Annotated in this window: 22 protein-coding genes, 1 tRNA gene and 1 pseudogene; 9 read left to right on the top strand and 15 right to left on the bottom strand. The window is 71.9% G+C overall.

The window, feature by feature from the left end; all coding sequences use genetic code 11:
- Positions 1 to 42 precede the first annotated feature (42 nt).
- Entirely contained in the window at positions 43 to 999 is a 957-nt protein-coding gene (locus I8N68_RS23400; protein ID WP_200214091.1) for a phosphotransferase, read from the top strand.
- Positions 1,000 to 1,087: 88 nt separating this feature from the next.
- On the opposite strand, the gene I8N68_RS23395 is transcribed toward I8N68_RS23400, so the two are convergent.
- The 3 genes from I8N68_RS23395 to I8N68_RS23385 form a co-directional block, all read right to left on the bottom strand.
- On the bottom strand, positions 1,088 to 1,885 hold the full coding sequence (locus tag I8N68_RS23395; protein WP_200214081.1) for an alpha/beta fold hydrolase: 798 nt from the start codon (positions 1,883 to 1,885) through the stop codon (positions 1,088 to 1,090).
- Positions 1,886 to 2,141: 256 nt separating this feature from the next.
- Positions 2,142 to 3,632 carry an NCS2 family permease gene (locus I8N68_RS23390; RefSeq protein WP_200214078.1) on the bottom strand — a complete coding sequence of 497 codons (1,491 nt, stop codon included), beginning with the start codon at positions 3,630 to 3,632 and terminating at the stop codon, positions 2,142 to 2,144.
- 241 nt (positions 3,633 to 3,873) lie between these two features.
- Entirely contained in the window at positions 3,874 to 4,617 is a 744-nt protein-coding gene (locus tag I8N68_RS23385; RefSeq protein ID WP_200214075.1) for a Stf0 family sulfotransferase, read from the bottom strand.
- 150 nt (positions 4,618 to 4,767) lie between these two features.
- Here I8N68_RS23385 and I8N68_RS23380 point away from each other — a divergent pair, with 150 nt between their 5' ends.
- The 3 genes and pseudogenes from I8N68_RS23380 to I8N68_RS23370 all read left to right on the top strand — a co-directional run bounded on the left by I8N68_RS23380 (position 4,768) and on the right by I8N68_RS23370 (position 6,900).
- Positions 4,768 to 5,295: a hypothetical protein gene (locus I8N68_RS23380; RefSeq protein ID WP_200214072.1), complete on the top strand. Its 528-nt coding sequence runs from the start codon at positions 4,768 to 4,770 to the stop codon at positions 5,293 to 5,295.
- Between the two features lie 96 nt (positions 5,296 to 5,391).
- Positions 5,392 to 5,718, top strand: a pseudogene (locus I8N68_RS23375) (GNAT family N-acetyltransferase); the annotation flags it as partial.
- 75 nt (positions 5,719 to 5,793) lie between these two features.
- A complete protein-coding gene (locus I8N68_RS23370) occupies positions 5,794 to 6,900 on the top strand; it encodes a DNA glycosylase AlkZ-like family protein (protein WP_200214070.1) in 1,107 nt (368 codons plus the stop codon).
- 101 nt (positions 6,901 to 7,001) lie between these two features.
- Here I8N68_RS23370 and I8N68_RS23365 read toward each other — a convergent pair whose 3' ends face one another.
- Positions 7,002 to 7,586 (bottom strand): winged helix-turn-helix domain-containing protein, encoded by a 585-nt coding sequence (locus I8N68_RS23365; RefSeq protein WP_200214047.1) that lies wholly within the window; start codon positions 7,584 to 7,586, stop codon positions 7,002 to 7,004.
- Positions 7,587 to 7,649: 63 nt separating this feature from the next.
- Here I8N68_RS23365 and I8N68_RS23360 point away from each other — a divergent pair, with 63 nt between their 5' ends.
- A complete protein-coding gene (locus I8N68_RS23360) occupies positions 7,650 to 8,240 on the top strand; it encodes a dienelactone hydrolase family protein (RefSeq protein ID WP_200214042.1) in 591 nt (196 codons plus the stop codon).
- Between the two features lie 155 nt (positions 8,241 to 8,395).
- Positions 8,396 to 8,818 carry a type II toxin-antitoxin system PemK/MazF family toxin gene (locus I8N68_RS23355; RefSeq protein ID WP_200214040.1) on the top strand — a complete coding sequence of 141 codons (423 nt, stop codon included), beginning with the start codon at positions 8,396 to 8,398 and terminating at the stop codon, positions 8,816 to 8,818.
- Between the two features lie 487 nt (positions 8,819 to 9,305).
- On the opposite strand, the gene I8N68_RS23350 is transcribed toward I8N68_RS23355, so the two are convergent.
- Positions 9,306 to 9,557 carry a hypothetical protein gene (locus I8N68_RS23350; protein ID WP_200214030.1) on the bottom strand — a complete coding sequence of 84 codons (252 nt, stop codon included), beginning with the start codon at positions 9,555 to 9,557 and terminating at the stop codon, positions 9,306 to 9,308.
- A gap of 148 nt (positions 9,558 to 9,705) precedes the next feature.
- Here I8N68_RS23350 and I8N68_RS23345 point away from each other — a divergent pair, with 148 nt between their 5' ends.
- Positions 9,706 to 9,918: a hypothetical protein gene (locus I8N68_RS23345; RefSeq protein WP_200214028.1), complete on the top strand. Its 213-nt coding sequence runs from the start codon at positions 9,706 to 9,708 to the stop codon at positions 9,916 to 9,918.
- A gap of 140 nt (positions 9,919 to 10,058) precedes the next feature.
- Here the strand turns inward: I8N68_RS23345 and I8N68_RS23340 are convergent, their stop codons facing one another.
- The 8 genes from I8N68_RS23340 to I8N68_RS23305 all read right to left on the bottom strand — a co-directional run bounded on the left by I8N68_RS23340 (position 10,059) and on the right by I8N68_RS23305 (position 17,934).
- Positions 10,059 to 10,250 carry a cupin domain-containing protein gene (locus I8N68_RS23340; protein ID WP_200214026.1) on the bottom strand — a complete coding sequence of 64 codons (192 nt, stop codon included), beginning with the start codon at positions 10,248 to 10,250 and terminating at the stop codon, positions 10,059 to 10,061.
- A gap of 63 nt (positions 10,251 to 10,313) precedes the next feature.
- Positions 10,314 to 11,477 carry a low temperature requirement protein A gene (locus tag I8N68_RS23335; protein ID WP_200214024.1) on the bottom strand — a complete coding sequence of 388 codons (1,164 nt, stop codon included), beginning with the start codon at positions 11,475 to 11,477 and terminating at the stop codon, positions 10,314 to 10,316.
- A 511-nt stretch (positions 11,478 to 11,988) separates the two neighbouring features.
- Positions 11,989 to 12,060 (bottom strand) — tRNA-Val (locus I8N68_RS23330).
- Between the two features lie 84 nt (positions 12,061 to 12,144).
- Positions 12,145 to 12,612 (bottom strand): peroxiredoxin, encoded by a 468-nt coding sequence (locus I8N68_RS23325; protein ID WP_200214023.1) that lies wholly within the window; start codon positions 12,610 to 12,612, stop codon positions 12,145 to 12,147.
- Between the two features lie 82 nt (positions 12,613 to 12,694).
- Positions 12,695 to 13,132, bottom strand: a complete 438-nt coding sequence (locus I8N68_RS23320; protein ID WP_200214022.1) for a DUF3052 domain-containing protein — start codon at positions 13,130 to 13,132, stop codon at positions 12,695 to 12,697.
- Positions 13,133 to 13,242: 110 nt separating this feature from the next.
- On the bottom strand, positions 13,243 to 15,846 hold the full coding sequence (locus I8N68_RS23315) for a transketolase C-terminal domain-containing protein (RefSeq protein ID WP_200214021.1): 2,604 nt from the start codon (positions 15,844 to 15,846) through the stop codon (positions 13,243 to 13,245).
- Positions 15,847 to 15,897: 51 nt separating this feature from the next.
- Positions 15,898 to 16,380, bottom strand: a complete 483-nt coding sequence (locus I8N68_RS23310; protein ID WP_200214020.1) for a MarR family winged helix-turn-helix transcriptional regulator — start codon at positions 16,378 to 16,380, stop codon at positions 15,898 to 15,900.
- Between the two features lie 54 nt (positions 16,381 to 16,434).
- Entirely contained in the window at positions 16,435 to 17,934 is a 1,500-nt protein-coding gene (locus I8N68_RS23305; RefSeq protein ID WP_200214019.1) for an MFS transporter, read from the bottom strand.
- 97 nt (positions 17,935 to 18,031) lie between these two features.
- On the opposite strand from I8N68_RS23305, the gene I8N68_RS23300 reads away from it, so the two are divergent.
- On the top strand, positions 18,032 to 18,808 hold the full coding sequence (locus tag I8N68_RS23300) for an AraC family transcriptional regulator (protein WP_200214017.1): 777 nt from the start codon (positions 18,032 to 18,034) through the stop codon (positions 18,806 to 18,808).
- Between the two features lie 11 nt (positions 18,809 to 18,819).
- Here I8N68_RS23300 and I8N68_RS23295 read toward each other — a convergent pair whose 3' ends face one another.
- On the bottom strand, positions 18,820 to 19,224 hold the full coding sequence (locus I8N68_RS23295) for a secondary thiamine-phosphate synthase enzyme YjbQ (RefSeq protein ID WP_200214015.1): 405 nt from the start codon (positions 19,222 to 19,224) through the stop codon (positions 18,820 to 18,822).
- A gap of 247 nt (positions 19,225 to 19,471) precedes the next feature.
- On the opposite strand from I8N68_RS23295, the gene aceE reads away from it, so the two are divergent.
- Entirely contained in the window at positions 19,472 to 22,216 is a 2,745-nt protein-coding gene (aceE, locus tag I8N68_RS23290) for a pyruvate dehydrogenase (acetyl-transferring), homodimeric type (protein WP_200214013.1), read from the top strand.
- Between the two features lie 191 nt (positions 22,217 to 22,407).
- Here aceE and I8N68_RS23285 read toward each other — a convergent pair whose 3' ends face one another.
- Positions 22,408 to 22,854 carry an SRPBCC family protein gene (locus I8N68_RS23285; RefSeq protein WP_200214011.1) on the bottom strand — a complete coding sequence of 149 codons (447 nt, stop codon included), beginning with the start codon at positions 22,852 to 22,854 and terminating at the stop codon, positions 22,408 to 22,410.
- Positions 22,855 to 23,010: the final 156 nt, after the last annotated feature.

Raw genomic sequence — 23,010 nt, 5'->3', positions numbered from 1 at the left:
AATCGGCTTGCCCGGGTGCCGGGCCGGAAGCACCGTGGACGCATGCAGAGCGCGATGAAGACCCGGATCGGCTGGACCGACCTGCCGGCCGGGGTGCGGGCCACGGTCGAGGAGCTCCTCGGCGACCGGGTCGTCGAGGCGGTGTCCCAACCGGGCGGCTACTCCCCCGGCACCGCCGACCGGGTCCGCACCGCCGGCGGCCGGCGGGCCTTCGTCAAGGCGGTCAGCCCCGCGCAGAACGACCGCAGCCCGCACCTGCACCGCACGGAGGCCCGGATCGCCGCCGCCCTGCCCCCGTACGCCCCGACGCCCCGCCTGCTGGGCTGCCATGACGACGGCGAGTGGGTGGCCCTGGTCTTCACCGACGTCGACGGCCGGCACCCGGCCACCCCGTGGCGCCACGAGGAACTGGCCGGCGTGCTGGCCGCCCTGGCCGCGATGGCCGCCGCGCTGACCCCGACGCCGGTCCCGACCGTGCGCACCGCGGCCGAGCAACTCGGGCCGGACTTCGCCGGCTGGCGCCGGATCGCCGCCGACCCGCCCGCCGACCTGGCGCCGTGGGCCCGCGCGCACCTGCCCGAGCTGTGCGCGGCGGCGGATCGGGGCCTCGCCGCCCTGTCCGGCGACACCCTGTGCCACCTGGACGTCCGCGCCGACAACCTGCTGGTCGGCCCGGACGGCACGGTCACCGTGGTGGACTGGCCGTGGGCCTGCCGTGGCCCGTCCTGGCTGGACACCGTGCTGCTGCTGGTCAACGTCCGGCTGCACGGCGGCCACGACACCGAGGCGCTGCTGCGCGACCTGCCGCTCACCGCCGGGGTGGACCCGGCCGCGCTGACCGGGGTGCTGGCCGGGCTGGCCGGCTTCTTCCTCGACGCGGCCCGGCAGCCGCCCCCGCCCGGCATCCCGACGGTCCGGGCGTTCCAGCGGGCGCAGGGCGAGGCGCTGCTGCCCTGGCTCGCCGAGCGCATCGACGGGGGAGGCGGCGTCGCCGGCTGAGCCGTCCAACTGGCCGGGGGGCTCGCCCCATCCCCGCCACCCGGTTCGGGGCGGTGGGGATGGGGCGAGACGAGGCGGGTGCGGGCGGTCAGGCCACTGAGCGGACCTCGTGGGTGAGGAACGGCAGGACGGCGGCGGGCAGCGCCGGTGCGCCGATGATGTCGTAGTGGGTCAGTCCGGGCAGTACGGCCAGCCGCGCGGCGGGGCGGTCCGAGCCGTCCCAGCCGGCGTCCCGGTGCCCGCCGCCGAGCAGGCCGAAGAACTCCGCCATGTGGGTGACCGGGATCGAGTCGGCGTCGGCGAAGACCAGCAGCACAGGCATGGCGAGGGCGGCCACCTCGGCCGACCAGTCGTACTCCTGGCGGAGCAGGTCACCGGTCTTCACCCAGAGGGTCGGCCAGTCCTGCGGGCGCGGGGCGACCCGGGTGTACAGCTCGTGCGGCGGGGTGCCGCGCATCTGCTCGGCGACCCGCTCGTCCTGCGTCGCCATCGCCGCCAGCACCTCGGGATACCAGCCCTGCCGCTTGCAGGGCGACGAGACCAGGGCCAGCCGGCGGACCAGGCCGGGGTGCTGGATCGCGGTGCGCAGCGCCACCCCGCCGCCGAGGGAGTAGCCGAGCAGGTCCGTCTCGGGCAGGTCGAGGTGCTCGATCAGCGCCGCGATGTCGTCGGCCATCGACTCGAAGCGCAGCGGCCGGTCCACGTCGGCGGTCCGTCCGTGGCCCTGGAGGTCGACCAGGATGACCTGCCGGCGCTCGGCGAGGGCGGGCAGGATCGCGGCGAACATCTCCACCGCGCCGTAGCCGCCGTGCAGTGCCACCAGCGGGCGGCCCGTGCCGTGGATCTCGTACCAGAGGCGCACCCCGTTGACGTCCGCGTAGCTCACCCTGACTCCTCCGTCACTCGTCGGCATGTCCCGCGACCATCGTCGACGGGGCACACCTGATGTAACGCCGACGACGCCGCAAACTCATCGGCGACCCGGGTGGACAGCCGACCCGGCGGCGGGGACTGGCGGTGGCCGTACTCGTGCAGGCAGTCGGGTCGCCCGGCGAGGCGCCCGGGCACCATAGCCCGGGAGGCGGATACGACGCGCCCCCGCTGCCGTCGGGCCGGAGGCAGCGGGGGCGCGTCGACGCCGGTCAGCTGACGCCCGTGACGGCCTTGACCAGGTTGATGGCGAAGTAGAACACGAAGGCCACCGCGACCGCCCACAGGAGCGGGTGGATCTGGCGGGCCCTGCCCTGCGCCACCCGGATCGCCACCCAGCTGACGAAGCCGGCACCGATGCCGTTGGTGATCGAGTACGTGAACGGCATGAGCGTCATCGTCAGGAACGCCGGGACCGCCACGCCGACGTCGGTGAAGTCGATGTCCTTGACCTGACGGATCATCAGCGCGCCCACCACGACCAGCGCCGGGCCGGCGGCCTCGCTGGGCACCAGCGACACCAGCGGGGTGAGCAGGAGCGCGCCCAGGAAGAGCAGGCCGGTGACCACGCTGGTCAGACCGGTCCGGCCGCCGTCGGCGATGCCCGAGGACGACTCGACGTACGTGGTGGCCGAGGAGGCGCTGCCGGCGCCACCGGCGACCGCGGCGACACCGTCGACGAAGAGCACCTTGCCCAGCCGCGGCATGTCGGTGCCGTCCGCGGTGGCCAGGTCGGCCTGCCTGGCCAGGCCGACGGTGGTGCCCATCACGTCGAAGAAGTCGGCGAGGACCAGGGTGAACACCAGCAGCAGGGCGGTCATCGCGCCGACGTGCGCGAACGCGGTGAACGACACGTTGCCGAGCAGGTGCAGGTCGGGCGCCTTGATCAGCGGGTCGGGCAGGGTCGGCACGTTCAGCTGCCACCCGGTCGGGTTCGGCTTGCCGTCCACGAACGCCGGACCCGGCTTGGCCAGCGCGTTGACGATCACCGCGACGACGGTGGTCGCCACGATGCCGATCAGGATGCCGGCCTTGACCTTGCGGGCGACCAGGATGCCGGTGACCAGCAGGCCGACCAGGAAGACCACGGTCGTCCAGCCGCGTAGCGTGCCGTCGCCGCCGAGCTGCACCGGCACGGTCGTGCCGGCGGCGTCCGGCACCCGCCGGACCAGGCCGCCGTCGACGAAGCCGATCAGCGCGATGAACAGGCCGATACCGGCGGCGATGGCCGCCTTCAGCTCGGCGGGGATGGCCCGGAACACGGCCTTGCGGAAGCCGGTCAGCACCAGCACGGTGATGATCAGACCCTCGATGACGACCAGGCCCATCGCCTCGGCCCAGGTCATCTGGGAGGCGACGGCGTACGCGACGAAGGCGTTGAGACCCAGGCCCGTCGCCACCGCGAACGGCACCCGCCCGATGACGCCCATCAGGATCGTCATCACCGCGGCGACGAGGGCGGTGACCCCGGCGACCGGAGCGATGCCGAGCAGCTTGCCGTCGGCGTCCGGCGCGGTGCCGATGATGAGCGGGTTGAGCACGACGATGTAGGCCATCGTCGCGAAGGTGGTGAGCCCGGCGAGCACCTCGCGCTTGACGGTCGAGCCCCGCCGGGTGATCTCGAAGAAGCGGTCGAGACGGCCGCGCTCGGCGGGTTCCGTCGGCTCGGCCGGGACAGCAGGATCCTGCGTAGTCACGCTCATGGCGTGGCTTACTCCGTTCCGGGTTGGCCCACCGGACGTGCCGGTAGGGCGGTGGGGGTGCAGCCGTCCCGGTGCGGTTGGCCCGGAGAACGTCGGAACGGCCGGGCTCCACGGATCCCGTGAAGCGCTACGAAGCCGCACCCCGGTCAGGGAGCGACTTCGCCCGCCCACCTTAACCGCCGGGCAACGCCGAATGACCTGCCGCTAGGCGTACGCCCGGGCGGCGTGGGCAACGTCACCATCAGCCGTCGGAGTCGGGCAGCCGCCCCCCGGCCCGGTGTCGGTCGATCCACTCCCGGTTGAGCGCGTCGGCCTGGCGCCGGTGCCGGGGGCGGATCGTCGCGCCGGCGGGCAGCTCGAGCCCGAGGAAGCCGAGCACCTTCCGGGTCACCCCGGCCGGGTCGGCGGCCAGCTCCTCGTAGCGCACCCGGTGGGGCGTCACCTGGTACGCGGCGAACCACTCCTCCCACGCCGCCTGGTGCGCGTCGATGGTCCGGACCAGGTCGTCGATCCCGTCGTGGTCGTACCGGGGTTCCGCGCCGTTCGCGTCCGGGCAGCCGACGTACCAGAGGTTGGTCTGCTCCGCGCGCAGCCAGGACACCGCCTGGGCGAGCACGTCGTCGCGCCGCAGGTGCACGAAGGCGGTCCGCCCGAAGGCCCGCCGCAGCAGCACGTCGTCCGCGCCGGCCAGCTCCGGGTGGACCGTGGCCAGCCCGTCCACCACCCGGTCCAGCGTTCCCCACATCAGCTTCGCCCCGAAGACCCCGTTGCCCGTCCGCCCGGCGGCCAGCGCCGCGGCCACGAAGTCGCCGTAGTCGAAGGCGGTGGGGTCCAGTCCCCAGCGGCCGGCCCAGGCCGGCTCGTCGGGCACCCGGAAGTACGCCTCCGGCCGCCCGGCGACCCCGGTCGAGGCGAGCAGGCCGCAGAGCAGCGAGCTGCCGGTGCGGGGCGTGGCGCAGATGAAGTAGGAGTCGACGTCGGCCATGGCACCAGCCAATCGACGGACGCCAGCGGCGACAACCGGATTATCCCGGCGCGACACGCGTACGGTATTGACACTCTTACCCACCGCGAGCAGATTCCGGGGTGATCCCCGGTCGGTCACGGCCGGGACGTCCGCGGAAGGACGATCGCCATGAACAAGATCAGAGCCACCGGTCCGGTCCGGCTCGCCTCGGCGGCAGCGTTGCTGGCACCGTCGCTGGTCCTGGTGGCCGGGCCGGCGCCGGCGTACGCCGCGGAGACCACCACCCGGATCCTCCGGGCCCCGCTGGAGCTGTCCCTCTTCCTGCCCTGCGCCAACGGCGGCCTGGGCGAGGTCGTCGACCTCGACGGCACGATCTCCGAGCTGTACCACGTGACCGTCGACGAGACCGGGGGCTTCCACGTCCACCTCGTCGAGACCCAGTCGAGCGTGCACGGCACCGGCGAGACGACCGGGGACCGGTACGTCAGCACCCGGGTCAACCTCTTCGTCTACAACCAGGGATCCGGGTCACTGCCGATCACGTCGACCCAGCAACTGGTGTTCCAGATCGTCGGCCCGGGACCGGGCAACGACGCGTCGATCCGGATCACGAACCACAGCACGATCAACGCCGACGGCACCGTCACCGTCGCCTTCGACACGTTCGCCGCGGAGTGTGAACCGACCGCGCCCTGACCCGCCGGGCCGGTCGGTCCGCGGCCGCGGTTCCTTGCCGCCCGGCCATCCGTACGCTGTCCGGGTGATCAGGTTGGAGCGGCCGAACAGGACGCCGGCCTGATCCACTTCCACGTCGTCCTTGATCATCGGGGCGAGCTGATCGGCCGGGTCAATCTGGTGGACGTCGCGGACGGCTCGGCGGAGCCGGGTTACCGGATCGGGGAGCGCGCCTGCGGCCGGGGGGTCGCCACGGCGGCGGTACGCGAGGTGTGCCGGCTCGCCACCACGGCGTACGGCCTCGTCACGCTGACCGCGGTCACGACCCGGGACAACCCGGCGTCGATGGCGGTGCTCCGACGGGCCGGATTCACGGCGGCGTCGGACCTCGTCGTCGACGGTCGCCCCGGCGTTCGCTACACCCTGCCGCTCACTGCGGCCTGACGGTCACCGCTGCCGTCCCGGGCACTCCGACCGCAGCGGTGGCTCCCGGTCGGACCCGTCGTCTAGCCTCGGCTCGTGGCCGTCCACGAGCTGTCGCGCCTCGACGCCCGCCGCATCGCCGTGCGGGCGCAACTGCTGGACAGCCCGCGGCCGACCGGCCTGCTCGACGTGGTGCGCCACCTGACGCTGCTCCAGATCGACCCGACCGGCGCCATCGCGCCGAGTGCCGATCTCGTGGCGTGGAGTCGCCTCGGCTCGTCGTACTCGCCGGCGCAGTTGACGGCCGCCCTCGCGGACCGCGCCCTGCTCGAACTTCGGGCGATGATCCGGCCGAGCGAAGACCTCGCCCTGTACCGCGCGGAGATGGCCGGGTGGCCCGGTCGCGGAGAGCTGCGCGACTGGCAGGAGGCCAACCGGGATTGGGTACGGGCCAACGACGCGTGTCGGCGCGACATCCTCGATCGGCTCGGCGCCATGGGGCCCCTGCCCTCGCGCGAGCTCCCGGACACCTGCACGGTGCCGTGGAAGTCGACCGGGTGGACCAACAACCGCAACGTCACCCAACTGCTGGAGTTCATGGTGCGGCGGGGCGAGGTCGCGATCGCCGGGCGCAGGGCCCGCGACCGGCTGTGGGACCTGGCGACCCGGGTCTACCCCGACGACCCGGTGGTCCCCTCCGACGAGGCGCGCCGCGTCCGCGACCAACGACGGCTGCACGCGCTGGGCATCGCGCGCGCCCGGGGACCGGAGTGCCCGGTCGAGCCGCTGGACGTGGGTGACGCCGGAGAGCCGGCCGTCGTCGAGGGCGTCCCCGGCCAGTGGCGGGTCGACCCCGCCCACCTGGCCCAGCCGTTCGCGGGCCGCGCGGCGTTGCTGTCCCCGTTCGACCGGCTGATACAGGACCGCAGGCGCACCACCGAGCTCTTCGAGTTCGACTACCAACTGGAGATGTACAAGCCCGCGAGCAAGCGCCGGTCCGGATATTTCGCGCTGCCGATCCTGTACGGCGATCGACTGGTCGGCAAGCTCGACGCCACCGCCGACCGGAAGGCCGGGGTGCTCCGGGTCGACGCGGTCCACGAGGATGTGGCCTTCGACGGGGCCATGTCCGCCGCGGTGGAGTGCGAGATCAGGGATCTGGCCGACTGGCTCGACATGGATCTCGCGCTGCCCCGCCGATGACGCTTCACCTGACCGCGACTCGCGCGGACACGTGGCCTTCCTCGCCGACTCGTGGGCAATGGCACCGGCGCCACCGCCCGCAAGTGTCGGTAGGGGGCGCGTCAGTCGGTCGGGGAGCGCTCGGCGTCCGGGAGGGTCGGCACGTTCGTGGGGTAGAGGCCGGCGACGAAGCCGTAGACCTGATCGCCGGACCGGGGGATCTGGGCGAAGCGGCGGGCGAGCTCCTGGACCTCCGCCCAGAAGTTCCGCACCTCTTCGACCGGGATGCGGGCGTGGACGAGCGTGCACCGTAGCTCGTCGGCCGCGTGGGCGGCAGCGGACTCGGCGGCCGCCTCCGAGAGCCCGTTGATGGCGGCCACCACCTGCTTGTCCTCGGGGCGGTTCAGCACCCCGATGTAGAGCGTGCGGGCGACCCGGCCGTAGTACCGCTCCTCGATCGCTCGCACGCGGCGTGTGCGCACCACACGCAGCAGGCCGGCGTTGACGAGCAGGTTCACGTGGTACGCGACGCTGCTCTTGGGACGGTCGACCGCCTGGGCCATCTCGCTCACCGTGGCGGCCCGCTCGAGGAGCAGCTCCAGGAGGGTGCCGCGCAGCGGGTCGGCCAGCGCACGCAGCTGCTCGGGCGCGGTGACCACGACCATCTCGTCGAGGTCGTAGTCCGGGACCTGGTCATTGACCGACATATCTCGACCGTTCTAAAATTCTGGATCATTCGATCACTGTCGTCCGATGACAGGAGTGTAGAGATGGCCCACGTCGTTCTGTTCCACCACCTCCAGGGACTCACCGACGGGGTGCGCGCCTTCGCCGAACGCTTGCGCGCCGGCGGGCACACCGTGCACACGCCGGACCTGTTCGACGGGGAGCGACCGGCGGCGATCGACGACGGCATCGCGCTCACGAAGCGGATCGGGGACCAGGTGCTCGACGAGCGCGCCGACCGGGCGGTGGCCGACCTGCCGGAGGGCCTGGTGTATGCCGGCTTCTCCTGGGGAGCCGCCACGGCGCAGCGGCTCGCCCAGACCCGGCCCGGCGCCCGCGGCGCCCTGCTCTACGAGTCCTGCCTCCCCGTCACCGACGAGTGGGCCCTCGGGCCGTGGCCCGACGGGGTCCCGGTACAGATCCACGGCATGGACAAGGACCCGTTCTTCGCGCTGGAGGGCGACATCGACGCCGCCCGCGAGCTGGTTGGGATCGTCGGGTCCGACCTGGCCGAGCTGTTCGTCTACCCGGGCGACCGGCACCTGTTCACCGACAGCTCGCTGCCGTCGTACGACGCGACGGCGACGGCCCTGGTGGCGCAGCGCTCCCGGGACTTCCTCGACCGGGTGCGCTGACCGCGGATCCCGCTGGAGCACTCCCATGTTGGTGGTGCAGGGTGGGCACGGCAGGTTTCGCGCCTGCGCCCGAAGGACGGGGATACCGTCAGCGGGATCAGGCGGCCTTGCGTGGCGCATTAGCGTTCGCTGGCCGCCCTGCGTTGGGAGGACGAGTGGAGCGCGGCGAGGTGTGGTGGGCGCTCATCGACGAGAAGCGCCCCGTTGTGCTCTTGTCGGGAGAACAGGCGCCCGAGGGGTTCCGGGCGATGCAGATCGTCGCCCCCGCAACCACCGATGAGAAAAGCGGGTTCGTGGTCTTGTCGGGAGAAGCGGCGTCTGATCCCCGAGCGATGCAGCAGATCATTGCCTCCGCGGGCACCGACATCGGTGGTGTGGGCGTGGAAGTGGAGATCGGAACTCGCGAAGGGCTTCCGCACGAAGGCGTTGTGCGCGTCGCGCTTCCTCACGGCGGCCGCGTCTTTTGCACGTGGCTGGTCACCCTGACGCGGGAATACTTGATCGAGCGGGCGGGGGCTCTATCGACCGCGAAGCTCCGTCAGCTCGAGAATGCTCTTCGGCTGGCCGGAATCGAGTAGCACCTTCGCGACCGCGGTGAGCAACGAACCGCCGACCACCTCGACGAGTGCGGCACGTCAGCGGCGGCTGAGCTGCGTGGGCGTCTGGGTCGAGCGGGCCAAACGGTCCGCGAGCGTCCACGGCCGCCCGTCCTTGCTCGTGCTCGTCGTCGCCAGTCGTAGCGCGCGTGCTGTCAGGCCGCGGTCGGCCTGCTGGACCGCCCGGCAGGGCCGCGAGGCTGTCCGGCCGGGTACTCGGGCCCGTGGTCGTTGACGGCGTGTCATGTCCGGCGCGTGGCGAGTGTGGGCAGTCTCTACCGTGTGCGGCATGTACCAACACGTTCTCGACCGAGCGAGACGCTCTGGGCAGCCCCCCGGGCAACCAACACGGTGTCTTGACCTGTTGCCATATACCCAGTTAGCTGCTGCAACGGCCCCCCGGCGTCCGTGCTCGTCCGCCCGCGTGCATCCCAGTCGTCACCCAGCTAGTCACCCACTCGCATGACTCTCAGGTGTAGACGCCGCGCCCGTACTCTTCACTGGAGACTGTGAAGTCATCTGGCCGGGTCCGTCGCAGGAGTTCATACCGCTCCGCAAAGACGTCGATTGCCCGGTGCAGGCTGCACCCCTCTGCCTCGCGGATGGCCTGCATCGCTGGCAGGATCCGCCGTTGCACGATGAGGTCATCGATCGACTGCCAGGCATCCACGCGACCATCCTGCACGTCGACTGACAGCTTGGGAATCGTGTTGATCTGCACGGCGGGTAGTCACATCATCTGGATGTCACTACCGAGCGTTGATCACCTGCCAGGTCGTGTGCCTCTGCGTCCCCGTGTTGGCCGCTGTATCGGGCACGGATCGGGCACGACGCTCGACAGCTACATTGGTCCCTCCCCGAGGAGTCGTATGTCCCCCAAACCGGACTACGACGCCGAGTACGCGCGACGCATCGAGCGACATGCCAATGCGGTTGTTGACGCCGCGTTCGACGAAGGTTGGTTGACCTTCCTACCCGAAGACGAGCATCAGACGCCGCTTCAGCGCGCGATCAACGAGCTGGCCCGAAACCTCTGCTTCAAGCACTTCGATGGCGATGGCTGTTTGGAACATCGCCAGTGACTTCTTCGGTGTGAACGCGGGTGCGGAGCGCCATCAGGTGTCATCCGTTGCTGTCCCGTGCTGCCGAACACGGCCGCCACGCTTGCTCGTGCCAGACGTTGTCGGCCCTTGACGATGCTCTCGCTGCCTGCTCGCTGCCTTCATTGGCGCGACCGTCGGGGGCCGTTGTATTCCTCGTCGGTGATGTGCTCGAGCCAGACGGTGGTGGTGGCCGGGTCGGCGCCGTTCTCGAGGATCGCGATGTACTCCATGAAGCAGTCGGGGGCGGCTGCGTGCCAGTGCTCCTCACCGGGCGGGGTGCACAGGGTGTGGCCGGGGTGGACCTCGGTCACGGTGCTGTCGCGGCTGCCGAACAGGGCCCGTACCTACTGTGGCGGCGGCCACTCCTCGTGGCGCTATTTCCGCGGGCTGGGCGCCAAGGCGGGGTTCCGGATGGAGTCGGCGATGGCGATCGTGACGAGTACTGCGGTCGAAGCAGCGGTCGCGGCAATCAATGTCAGCGGCGCGGTGGCAAGGGCGAGGATCCCTAGTGCTCCGATCCCGTGCAGCCGGGACCGTGGGCCTCGCCCGAGTGCGTCACGGAGGAAGAAGAACTGGGCCAGCAGGAAGAGTGCCGATCCCCCGAATGTAATAATCATGAAGCTGGCCGTCGTGTCGCTGCCAGGATGGGCGATGGCGAGCTCGTCGGCGACGGCAATTCCGACCAGCGCTAGCACGGTGAGCGTGAGGGTCCATGTGCCCTGCCAGCCGACGGCTCCGGCGTCCTCGGCGGTCTCCGCCGCCTGGACACCGATCCTCTCGACGCGTTGGAAGTAGCACCACCATAGGGCGACGGTCCCGGTGAAGCCGATCGCCAGAGCGAGCAGGCGGTCGAGCTCGAACGGCTCGTCTGCGAATGCCACGCCCATCGTCAGCACTGTCTCGCCGAGCGCGATGATGAAGAACAGTCGGAAGCGTTCTATCAGGTGCTCACCGGCGATCTCGCTGTGGGATAGGTCGATGGCCCGTCCACGGCCCGGTACCCAGTGCAGGGCCCACGCGCCCCCGTGGCTGGCCACCACGGCAAGGCCCCAGAGCACAAGGCGCGCGTGGCTGCCGGCGATCGCTCCGGCCACCCAAAGGACGCCGATGAGCAGCTCCCAGACCAGTACGTTGATGAAGTGCCCGCCGAGTGCCCGGCCTCGCAGGGCCACGATCAGGAATGCCGAGCGTCCGATCTGCAGGATTAGGTAGCCGGTGACGAAGAGCCATGCTCGTCCATCGAATGCGTCCTCTATCGCGGCGGACATGAGCAGGCTGGCGAACATCAGCGCGATGAGGAGCAACTTCACCGGCAGCCGGTCTGGGTCGAGCCAGTTCGCGCCCCACGCGGTCATGTACCACGCATAGGCTACTGCGAGCCCCATGATCACGGTCTCGGCGGCGGTCTGCAGGTCGACGTGCTGGAGTAGGTGGTGTGAAATTTGCCCGACCGCGAACACGTAGACGAGGTCAAAGAACAGCTCGAGCGGGGTGACGGCGCGTCTGGCGCCGGGCCTGCGCGAAACCGCGATCCTCATCGCCGGGATCCTACGCTCGCATCTGCAGCGGTGATGACGTCGCAGGTGGTGAGCGGTCGCGGCGTGTCGCCGAAGGTGGTACCCGATGCCACGACGCGCCACTGATGTCCCTCGACGTCGTCCGCCAAGACGACGTCGTCCGCCAAGTCGGAGACGACATCGAGAACAGGGTCACAGCGCTATTGACCGATCTGCGGGCCGAGGGTTGAGCCCGTCCTTGTTGCGGCGCGGCTTGGAGTGCGAATGATGGACGCCTGCGAGGCAAAGGCGGGACGTAGGTACCCGCCGATCAGACGAGGCATCGTCTGAGTACCGGGGTTACATCTCTCCGAGCCGTGCCTCGCACAGGGAACCAGCGGATCAAGAGACACTGCCGGCGTCGCGGTCAACGGCGGCGTAGCTCGGGGGATGTCGCGCGACCAGTTGACCTCGGCTGCCCCGGACCGCCTCGGTTGCTGTCACCGCCCCGGGAGCCGATCTTCTCGGGGCGGTTTCTGCTGGTGGTGATGGGTGGGCGCGGCAGGTTTCGAACCTGCGACCCCTCGCTTGTAAGGCGAGTGCTCTCCCGCTGAGCTACGCGCCCGGAACGCCCCGTACGGCGGGCCGGTGGCTGGCAAGCTTACCTGCCGGTCACCGGCCCGGTCGAACGGTATGCCCGGTTCCGGGATCAGGCGGCGGCGGTCTCGGCGAGCGCCTTGCGCCAGCCCTCCTGGTCCCGCGCCTCGCCCGGCATGTTCATCTCGGCGAACCGGACCACGCCGGCCTTGTCGATCACGAAGGTGCCCCGGTTGGCGATACCCGCGACGTCGTTGAAGACGCCGTACGCCTGGGCCACCGCGCCGTGCGGCCAGAAGTCGGCCAGCAGCGGGAACTGGTAGCCCTCCCGGTCGGCCCAGATCTTGTGGGCGTAGACGGAGTCGACGCTGACCGTGAGCACCTGGACGTCGTCGTTGACGTACTCGTTGAGGTTGTCCCGCACCTCGCAGAGCTCGCCCTGGCAGATGCCGGTGAAGGCGAGCGGGTAGAAGACCAGCAGCACCGTGCGCCTGCCGCGGAAGTCGGAGAGCCGGACCTCCTGGTTGTTCTGGTCCTTGAGCACGAAGTCCGGCGCCTGGGCGCCAACCTCGATGGTCATGCGAGCTCCTTGAGGGGTCGAGTCTGGAGATGATCAGCCTGCCACACCCGGCGGCGGTAGCCGTCGGGCAGCGGTGGGTCGGCTACTTCTTCGCCTTCGATCCGCGGCGCAGCACCAGGCGCGCGCCGCTCCAGTCCCGGCCCGCGTTGATCGTCGAGGTCTGCTGGAGGCCGGCGGTCTGCGCGCTCTCCGCGACCTCGCTGGGCTCGACGTGACCGTTCCGCCCGGCCTTGGGCGTCAGGAGCCACACCACCCCGTTGTCGGCCAGCGGCCCGAGGGCGTCGACGAGGAGCTCGAAGAGGTCACCGTCACCGTCGCGGTACCAGACGAGGACCGAGTCGACCACCTCGTCGGTGTCCTCGTCGACCAGGTCTCCACAGCGGTCGGTCAGGGCGTCCCGGAGATCCTGGTCGACGTCGTCGTCGTACCCCATCTCCATGACGACCATCCCCGGCTCGATCCCGAACCGGTCCGCCAGGCTGCGTACCCCGTCGGCGGCCTGACCAGCGGTCGCGCTCACTGTCGCGTGCCTCCTCATCTCATCCTGCCCGCGGCGTCGTACGACGCCGTCGGGCCAAGTCCACACAGTTGTGGCTCCCCGCGCAAGTGGCGCACCGGGTGGAACGGAATTTACCGTGCCAGCAGCGTACGGGCACCCTGGGTGATGGCTTCCTCGGAGACCAGAACCTGACGCGCCGCCGGACCTAATGGTACAAACGAGTCAACTCCCGCCACCCGTCGCGCCGCCCCCACGTACCCGGCGTCGACCAACGCGGCGATCACCCCCTCGCCGACCCCGCCGGACCGACGGGTCTCGTCGACGACCAGCACCCGGCCGGTGGCCGAGGCCTCCCGGATGATGTCCGCCATCGGCAGCGGGGCGAGCCAGCGCAGGTCCACGACCCGGCTGCCGATCCCCTCGTCGGCGAGGGTGGCCGCCGCCCGCAGCGACATCCGCACCCCGTTACCGAACGTGATGATGGTGATGTCCTCGGCGGAGCCGACCCCGTACACCCGGGCGCGGCCGATCGGCACGTGGCCGGCCGCCCAGGCGGCCGGCTCGGCGTACTCGGCCAGCCATTCCCCGTCGCCGTCGTCGTAGAGGTCCCGGGCGTGGTAGAGCGCGATCGGCTCCAGGAACACGCAGACGCTGCCGTCCACCGCGGCGGCGGCCAGGCAGGTCCGCAGCATCGGCGCGGCGTCGTCCGGCCGCGCCGGCACCGCGATCACCAGGCCGGGCACGTCCCGCAGTACGGCCACCGAGTTGTCGTTGTGGAAGTGCCCGCCGAAACCCTCCTGGTACGCCAGCCCGGCCACCCGCACCACCATCGGGTTGCGGAACGCCCCCGAGGAGAAGAACTGCATGGTCGCCGCCTCGCCGCGCAGTTGGTCCTCGGCGTTGTGCAGGTACGCCAGGTACTGGATCTCCGGCACCGGCAAGATCCCGGCGATCCCGGCCCCCAGGCCCAGCCCGAGAATCGAGGTCTCGTCGAGGAGGGTGTCGAAGACCCGGGCGGCGCCGAACTTGTCCCGCAGCCCCTTCGTCACCCCGTACACCCCACCCTTGGCGGCGACGTCCTCGCCGAACACGGCCATCCCGGGGTGGTCGAGCATCCCGTCGGCGAGCGCCGCGTTGATGCTCTGCGCCAGGGTGAGCGGGCCGGCCAGCTCCGGCGGCTTGCCGCCGAAGGCCTCGGCCCGCGCGCCCGCGCTCGGTCCGGCCGCCCGCGCCGCCGCGTCGGCCACCGCCCGGGAGATGCGCACCGGCCGGCGCGGGGCCAACGCCGCCACCACCTCGGCCGGTGAGGCGAGCTTCGGCTCGTCGAGCACCTCCTCGGCGACCCGGCGGACCTGCCAGCCCCGCTCGTCGTACCGGGACAGCAGCTCCGCGCCGGTGGCGAAGCCCCCGTCGACCAGCAGCCGCGCGGTGGCCAGCAGCGGGTCCCGCTCGGCGTCGGCGGCGATCTCCGCCGGGCTGCGGTACGCGGTCTCGGCGTCCGCCCCGGCGTGGCCCATCAGCCGGACGGTGGTCAGGTGCAGCACGGCGGGCCGCCGGTGCCGGCGCACCCAGGCCGCCGCCTCCCCCGCCACCCGGTACGCCTCGACCGGGTCGGCGCCGTCGGCGGCGAAGTAGCGGATCCCTGGCTTCGCGCGCAGCGCCGCCGCCACCCAGCCCTGCGGCGAGCGGACGCTGATGCCGAGGCCGTTGTCCTCGCAGACGAACAGGACGGGGATGCGCAGGCCGGCGTGGTCGTACCAGCCGGCGGTGTTGAACGCGGCGGTCGCGCTGGCGTGGTTGACCGAGGCGTCGCCGAACGAGCAGACCACGATCGCGTCCGGCGGCCACGGCGCGCCGGTCGGCTCCGCGGTCGACGGGGCGAGCCCGGCGCGCCGCCCGCCGCCGGCCCGGCGCAGCCGTTCCAGGGCCAGCCCCATTCCCACCGCCCGGGGCAGGTGGGAGGCGATGGTGGAGGTGGTGGGGATGACGGCGAGGTCGGCTCGGCCGAACACCTTGTGCCGGCCACCGGCGATCGGTTCCCGGACGGAGGCGACCATGCCCCGCAGGACGTCCCGCGCCGCCTCGGCGTACGCGTCCTCGCCGACCGCCGGCGGGTCGCCGATCACCGCCGCGCCGGTGGCGTCGACGGCCACCCCGGCGCCGACGGGCACGCTGGCGGCCTCACCGGCGTCGTCGTCCCGGCCCTCGTCCGGCGGCGGGGCCGCGCGGTCGACGCCCCGGTCGTCCTCGGCCGGCGAGGTCTCGGCGGCGTCCGGATCGCCGTCGGCCGTCCCGCCCTCGGTGGCGCGGTCGTCGCCGACCGGGGCGTCGTCGGGCCCGGGGTCCGTCGACGGACCGGTGGGGACCGGATCACCGGCCGGGAACTCGCCGGCGGCCTGGGCGGCGCGGACGCAGTAGAAGGCGCCGGAGCGGTAGTGCAGCAGGGCCGGGTCGGTGGGTCGCAGGGCGGCGGCCACGGCCGCGTTGCCCTCGTGGCCGGCGGAGCCGATGGTGTAGAAGCCCTCGCCGAAGCCGCGCAACCAGCGTCCGGCGAGGTCGAGCAGTCGACTGGTGACCTGGGCGTCGAAGAGCGCCAGGGCCTGCGCTGCGGTCAGCGGCGTGCCCTCGGTGAGCGGCTCGTCGAGGTCACGCCGCCGGGCGGGGACGCCGAGCGCGCCCAGGGCCTCCCGGAACCGGTCGTCGAGATCTTGCGGGGTGGTCACGTCGGACAGCATTACCGACGAAGGGGCGCCGCGCCCACTCGGACACGATCCACCCGCCCTGGCCTACTCGCCGCCGCACTGCTCCGGGCAGCCTCCGTCGGAGACCTTCCAGACCAGCTCACGAAGGGCGGCCAGCTCGTCGGTGGTGAGCCCACCGAGCAGTCGCGAATCAGACATCACCTGGTGCACCCGGTCCCGCATCCGCCGGCCGGCGTCGGTCACCACCAGGGTCTTCTGCCGCCGGTCGGCGGGGTCGACCCGCCGCTCCACCAGGCCGGCCTGCTCCAGCTTGTCGACCAGCCCGGTGACGTTGGAGCGGTCGCAGCGCAACTGCTCGGCGAGGTCGCGGGCGGGCAGCGGCCGGTCCGGGTCCAGCTCGTGCAGCGCCCGGGCGACGGCCGGGGTGAGGCCCAGCTCGGAGATCTCCACGTCCTGGTAGTGCCGGATCGCGGAGGCGATGTGCATGATCCGGCGCACCGCGTCCCCGGCCAGGCCGGAGCGGTCGCCCGCGTCGGGGCCGGCGATGGGGAGGGTGGGTTGCGCCATGCCTCACATGCTACTTCCCAAACCGATAGTTGATTGGCTCTACTGTTGAGCAGCTCACGCAAATGCGTCGGGCCTTCGCACCGCCAAGTCATCGCGCCGACCCGCCGGGGCCGCCGACGACATGTCCCGATCGACCGGGCCGGGCGGGGGTGGGCCGGGCCGGGCGGGGTGGGTGGCGCGGTGGGCGGCGAGGGCACCGAGCAGAAGGAGGGCCGCGGTGAGAGCGGCCGGGGGCAGGGCCACCACCAGCGGCGGGTGCGCGGCGGCGGTGAGTGCCAGGTGCAGGCCGCCGATCACCGTCACGCCCAGGACCGCGGCGAGCAGGGTGCCGGTGGAGACCAGCGCGGAGAGGGCGGCGGCCGAGGTCACCGGCACGACGCCGGCCAACCGGCTGACCAGCGGGCTGAACGACGCCGCGTGCGCCGCGCCGCCGGCCAGCAGCAGTGCGCTGCCGAGCAGCCACGGCCAGCCGGCGCGGGACAGCCAGGCCAGCCCGACCACCACCGCCGCGAGCACCACCGGGCCGACGACCGGCAGCACCCCCCGGACCCGGTCCGGCAGTCGCGGCACCGTCAGGCCGCAGAGCGCGAAACCCGAGGCGTACGGGAGGAAGGCCAGTCCCGCCGCCAGCGCGGTGAACCGCAGCCCGTCCTGCAGGCGCAGGGTGAGCACGAAGAGGAAGCCGGCGTAGCAGCCCATCACCACGCAGCAGGCGAGCAGGCCGGCCGGCACGCCGGGGTGCCGCAGCACCGCCACGTCCAGCAGTGGATCTGCGCCGCGCCGGGCCCGCCGCCCCTCGTACCCGAGGAAGAGCCGGAGCCCGACGGCGCCGGCGGCGACCGCGGCGGGCATCGTCCAGCCGGGCCAGCCCAGGTCGCGGCCGAGCACCAGGGGCAGCACCAGGATCAGCATCGCCGCGGAGAGCAGCAGCACCCCCGGCAGGTCCAGGCCCTCGCGGCGCGGGGGCGCGCCGGGCAGCGCGGCGAGCACCCGCCGTCCGAGCAGCAGCAGCAGCGCCCCGACCGGCACGTTGACCAGGAACGCCGTCCGCCAGGTCAGCCCGCCGAGGTCGAGGGTGACCAGCAGCCCACCGGCGACCTGACCGGCGGCCACGCCGAGCGCCAGCACCATCGAGTACGCCCCGATCGCGCGGGCCCGCGCCGCCCCGGTGAAGCAGGACTGGATCAGCGACAGCACCTGCGGCACCATCAGCGCCGCGGCGGCGCCCTGCCCGACCCGGGCGAGCACCAGCGCGACCGGACCCGGCGCCAACCCGCAGGCCAGCGAGGCGAGGCTGAAACCGGCCAAACCGAGCAGGAAGACCCGGCCGTACCCGTGCCGGGCGCCGAGCCGCGCGCCGGTCACCACCAGCACCGCGAAGGTGAGGGTGTAACCGGCGAGCACGAGCTGCTGCACGGCGGGCGGTCCGGCCAGGTCGGCGCGGATCGCCGGGGCGGCCACCGCTGCGATCGAGGTGTCCATGGAGGCCATCGCCTGCCCGGTCAGCAGGACGACCAGCAGCGCGGCGCGCCGGTCGGTGGTCGACTCGGTCATGGCCGCCAGCCTGCCGGGCGGTCCGGCCGGCGGTCTTGACGATTCTTGCGCCCGCCGGATCAGCCGCGGTCGTCCGCTCCCGCCTACGCTGGCCGGCATGCGGAGTGCGGTGGAGCTGCTGCGGCATCCCGACTTCCGGGTCGCCGCGGTGCGCTGCCGGGACGACCACACCGGTTGGTCCGATCCGGAACCGAGCGGCGCGCACGGGCTGGTGCTGACCCGCCGGGGCGGCTTCCGGCGCGCCGGGCGGGGCGGGGCCGAGTTCATCGACCCGACGGTGGCCTACCTGACCGTGCCGGGTGAGGAGGAGCGGTTCGCCCATCCGGCCGGCGGTGACGACTGCACCTCCGTGCACCTCTCCGCCCGATTGTGGCGGGAGCTGTTCGCCGACCGCCCGGTCCCGGCCGTCGTCCACGCGGACGCCCGGGTCGACCTGGCCCACCGGCTGCTGCTGCGACCCGCCACCCGCGACGATCCGGACTTCGCCGCCGCCGAACGGCTGGTGCGGCTGGTCGCCGCGGCGACCGGGCCGGTGGTCGACGGCGCGGGACGGAGCCGCCGGCTGGTCGAGCGGGCTCGGGCCGCGCTGCACGACGGGCAACCCGCCGCCGCCGGACTCGTCCCGCTGGCCCGGGCGCTCGGGGTGTCGCCGTACCGGCTCAGCCGCGAGTTCCAGGCGCGGGTCGGGGTGCCGTTGACCCGGTACCGCAACCGGCTGCGGGTCGGGCGGCTGCTGGACCGGCTGGAGGAGGGGGCGGAAAGCCTGGCCGGGCTCGCCACCGAGCTGGGCTTCGCCGACCAGGCGCACCTGACCCGGACGGTCCGCGCCCACCTGGGCGACACCCCCGGCCAGCTCCGCCGCCTGTTGCGCTGAACCGCCGCTGGTCAGCCCGGCAGGAAGGACAAGCGGACCTTGCGGCTGGGGTTGTCGCCGTTGGTGTCGACGAGACAGATCGACTGCCAGGTGCCGAGCGCCAGCCGCCCGTCGAGCACCGGCAGGGTCGCGTACGGCGGGACGAAGGCGGGCAGCACGTGGTCCCGGCCGTGTCCGGGTGAGCCGTGCCGGTGCCGCCAGCGGTCGTCGGTGGGGAGCAGGTCGTCGATCGCCCGCAGCAGGTCGTCGTCGGAGCCGGAGCCGGTCTCGATGATCGCCAGCCCGGCGGTGGCGTGCGGCACGAAGACGTGCAGCAGGCCGTCGCCCTGCCCGGAGACGAACCGTTCGGCCTCGGCGGTGATGTCCCGGACGGTCGGCCGGGACCCGGTCTGGACGGTGATCACCTCACTGCGCACACGTCGCATTCTGCCGCAGCGACCCCGTTGCCGCCGCCACCACCGCCACAGTCCCCCGCCACCACCGCAGTGGTCGCCACCACGGTGGCGAGCGGTCCCCGGCCCAGCGCAGCCCGTGATCGCGCAAAGTTACTGGTGGGTACCTGTGTTCAGCGTCGCGTCTGGGGGAGGGAGACGTGACGACGAGCGCCACGAGGGGGCAGGATGGCGCTAGAGACCTATCCCACACACACCCGAGGGAACGCCTGTGGCTACGGAACGCAAGCGCCCGGTGATCACCGCTGGTCTGCCGAGCCAGCTTCCGGACATCGACCCTGAAGAGACCGGCGAATGGGTCGAGTCACTGGACGGTGTCATCGACGAGCGCGGAACCAAACGCGCCCGGTACGTCATGCTGCGCCTGCTGGAGCGGGCGCGCGAGCGCCAGGTCGGGGTACCGTCCCTGACCACCACCGACTACATCAACTCGATCCCCCCGGAGCGCGAGCCCTGGTTCCCGGGTGACGAGCACGTCGAGCGGCGGATCCGGGCGTACATCCGGTGGAACGCCGCCATGCTGGTGCACCGCGCGCAGCGGCCCGAGATCGGCGTCGGCGGCCACATCTCCACCTTCGCCAGCTCCGCGTCGCTCTACGAGGTGGGCTTCAACCACTTCTTCCGGGGCAAGGACCACCCGGGCGGCGGCGACCACATCTTCTACCAGGGGCACGCCTCCCCCGGCATGTACGCCCGGGCGTACATGGAGGGCCGGCTGAGCGAGGACCAGCTCGACGGCTTCCGCCAGGAGCTGTCGCACCCCGGCGGCGCGCTGCCCTCGTACCCGCACCCGCGGCTGATGCCGGACTTCTGGGAGTTCCCCACCGTCTCGATGGGCCTCGGCCCGATCAACGCGATCTACCAGGCCCGGTTCAACCGGTACCTGCAGCACCGGGGCATCAAGGACACCAGCCAGCAGCACGTCTGGGCGTTCCTCGGCGACGGCGAGATGGACGAGGTCGAGTCGCTGGGCGCGATCGGGGTGGCCGCCCGCGAGGAGCTGGACAACCTCACCTTCGTGATCAACTGCAACCTGCAGCGCCTGGACGGGCCGGTCCGCGGCAACGGCAAGGTGATGCAGGAGCTGGAGGCCTTCTTCCGGGGCGCCGGCTGGAACGTGATCAAGGTGGTCTGGGGTCGGGAGTGGGACCCGCTGCTCGCGGCGGACACCGACGGTGCCCTGGTCAACCTGATGAACACCACCCCCGACGGTGACTACCAGACCTACAAGGCGGAGTCCGGGGCGTACGTCCGGGAGCACTTCTTCGGCCGTGACCCGCGGACCCGCAAGATGGTCGAGCACCTGAGCGACGACGAGATCTGGAACCTCAAGCGCGGCGGGCACGACTACCGCAAGCTCTACGCGGCCTACAAGGCGGCGATGGAGCACACCGGTCAGCCGACGGTGATCCTGGCCAAGACGATCAAGGGCTGGACGCTCGGCTCGCACTTCGAGGCCCGCAACGCGACCCACCAGATGAAGAAGCTGACGCTGGAGGACCTGAAGCTCTTCCGCGACCGGCTCTACCTGGACATCCCAGACAAGCAGCTGGAGGAGAACCCCTACCTGCCGCCGTACTACAACCCGGGTGAGAAGTCCGACGAGATCCAGTACCTCAAGGAGCGGCGCCAGCAGCTCGGCGGGTACCTGCCGTCCCGGCGGACCACCGGCAAGCGGCTGCAGATCCCCGGCCCCGAGCGGTTCTCCGACGTCAAGCGCGGCTCGGGCAAGCAGAAGGTGGCCACCACGATGGCCTTCGTCCGCCTGCTCAAGGACGTGATGAAGGACAAGGAGTTCGGCAAGCGCTGGGTGCCGATCATCCCGGACGAGGCCCGCACCTTCGGCATGGACTCGCTCTTCCCGACGGCGAAGATCTATTCGCTGCACGGCCAGCGGTACACCTCCGTCGACCGGGAGCTGTTCCTGTCGTACAAGGAGGCCACCAACGGGCAGATCCTGCACGAGGGGATCAACGAGGCCGGCTCGGTCGCCTCGTTCACCGCGGCGGGCACCTCGTACGCCACGCACGGCGAGCCGATGATCCCGATGTACATCTTCTACTCGATGTTTGGGTTCCAGCGGACCGGCGACGGGCTCTGGGCGGCGGCGGACCAGATGGCGCGGGGCTTCCTGCTCGGCGCCACCGCCGGCCGGACCACGCTCAACGGTGAGGGCCTCCAGCACGAGGACGGCCACTCGCTGCTGCTCGCCGCCACCAACCCGGCGGTGGTCGCGTACGACCCGGCGTTCGCGTTCGAGATCGCGCACATCATGGAGAACGGCCTGCACCGGATGTACGGCGAGGCGCAGGAGAACGTCTTCTACTACCTGACGGTCTACAACGAGCCGATCTACCAGCCGGCCGAGCCGCAGGGCGTGGACGTCGAGGGCATCCTCAAGGGCATCTACCGCTACTCCCCCGCCCCGAAGGTGGACGGGGACGCGCCGAAGGCGAACATCCTGGCCTCCGGCACCGGCATGCAGTGGGCGCTGAAGGCGCAGCAGGTCCTCGCCGAGGACTGGGGGGTGGCCGCCGACGTCTGGTCGGTGACCTCCTGGACGGAGCTGCGCCGGGACGCGGTGGAGTGCGAGGAGCACAACCTGCTCAACCCGGGCGGCGAGCAGCGGGTGCCGTACATCCAGCAGAAGCTGGCCGACGCCGACGGGCCGAAGGTCGCGGTCAGCGACTGGATGCGCGCGGTGCCGGACCTGATCTCCCGCTGGGTACCGGGCGACTACACCTCGCTGGGCACGGACGGCTTCGGCATGTCGGACACCCGGCACGCGCTGCGCCGGCACTTCCACGTCGACGCCGAGTCGGTGACGGTCGCGACGCTGCGCCAGCTCGCGCTGCGCGGCGCGGTGCCGGCGAACGTGCCGGCCGAGGCCGCCAAGAAGTACGCGCTGGACGACGTCAACGCCGCCCCGGTCGGCGAGACCGGCGGCGACAGCTGACCCATCCCTGACGAGGGCCCGGCGGATATCCCCGCCGGGCCCTCGCCCGTTCATCGGCGACGGTCAGCTCCGCCACGAAGGGCTCGAGCGGGGCCGGTCAGGCGGTCGGGGTGGCGGAGGTGACGATGGTCCGGCGTCCCTGGCGGGGACGCCGGACCATCACCATCGCGGGCGACGCCGGGACGGGCCGGTCAACCGACGGCGGCCAGGTCGGTCAGCCGGGCCAGCGAGTCCTCCAGGTCGGCGCCGACCCGACGGAGGCCGAGCCGGAGCAGGGCGGCCTTGACCGGCCCCGCGGGCCACCGGACGACGATGAGCCGCACGATGGTCCCGCCCTCCTCCTCGTCCGGAGTCAGCTGTACGTAGATCTCGGTACGCGCCTCGGCCCGGGCGCCGGCACCCTTGGCCCGCTCGCGCCAGCCGATCAGGGTGGGCTCCTGGTAGGCGATCACCTCGGCCTCGTGCGCCGAGCCGCGCCCGGCCTGCACCAGTTGCCGCCGCCCGAAGCCCTCCCCGGAGAGGACCTCGGCCGCGCGGACCCCCGCCAGCCAGGCCGGCAACTGGTCGGCCCGCTGGACGACGTCCCAGACCGCTTCCACCGGCGCCATCACGTGCGCACTGCGCTCCACGAGGATCATTTTCTGTCTTTCCCCCACTTAAAACACATCCGCGATATTCGGCACTGTATGCGCTAATCGGACTTACCCGGACGCGTTCGGAAAAGACACGCCGAAAACCCTTGCCCCGCCGGCCGTTGACCGCCTATGGCGCATCGGCGGCCCGCGCCCTAGAGT

Origin of the sequence: Micromonospora coerulea (assembly GCF_016598485.1) — a bacterium.
GTDB lineage: Bacteria > Actinomycetota > Actinomycetes > Mycobacteriales > Micromonosporaceae > Micromonospora > Micromonospora coerulea.
Note: the sequence above shows the minus strand (reverse complement) of the source record. Positions and strands in the feature narration are given on the sequence as shown.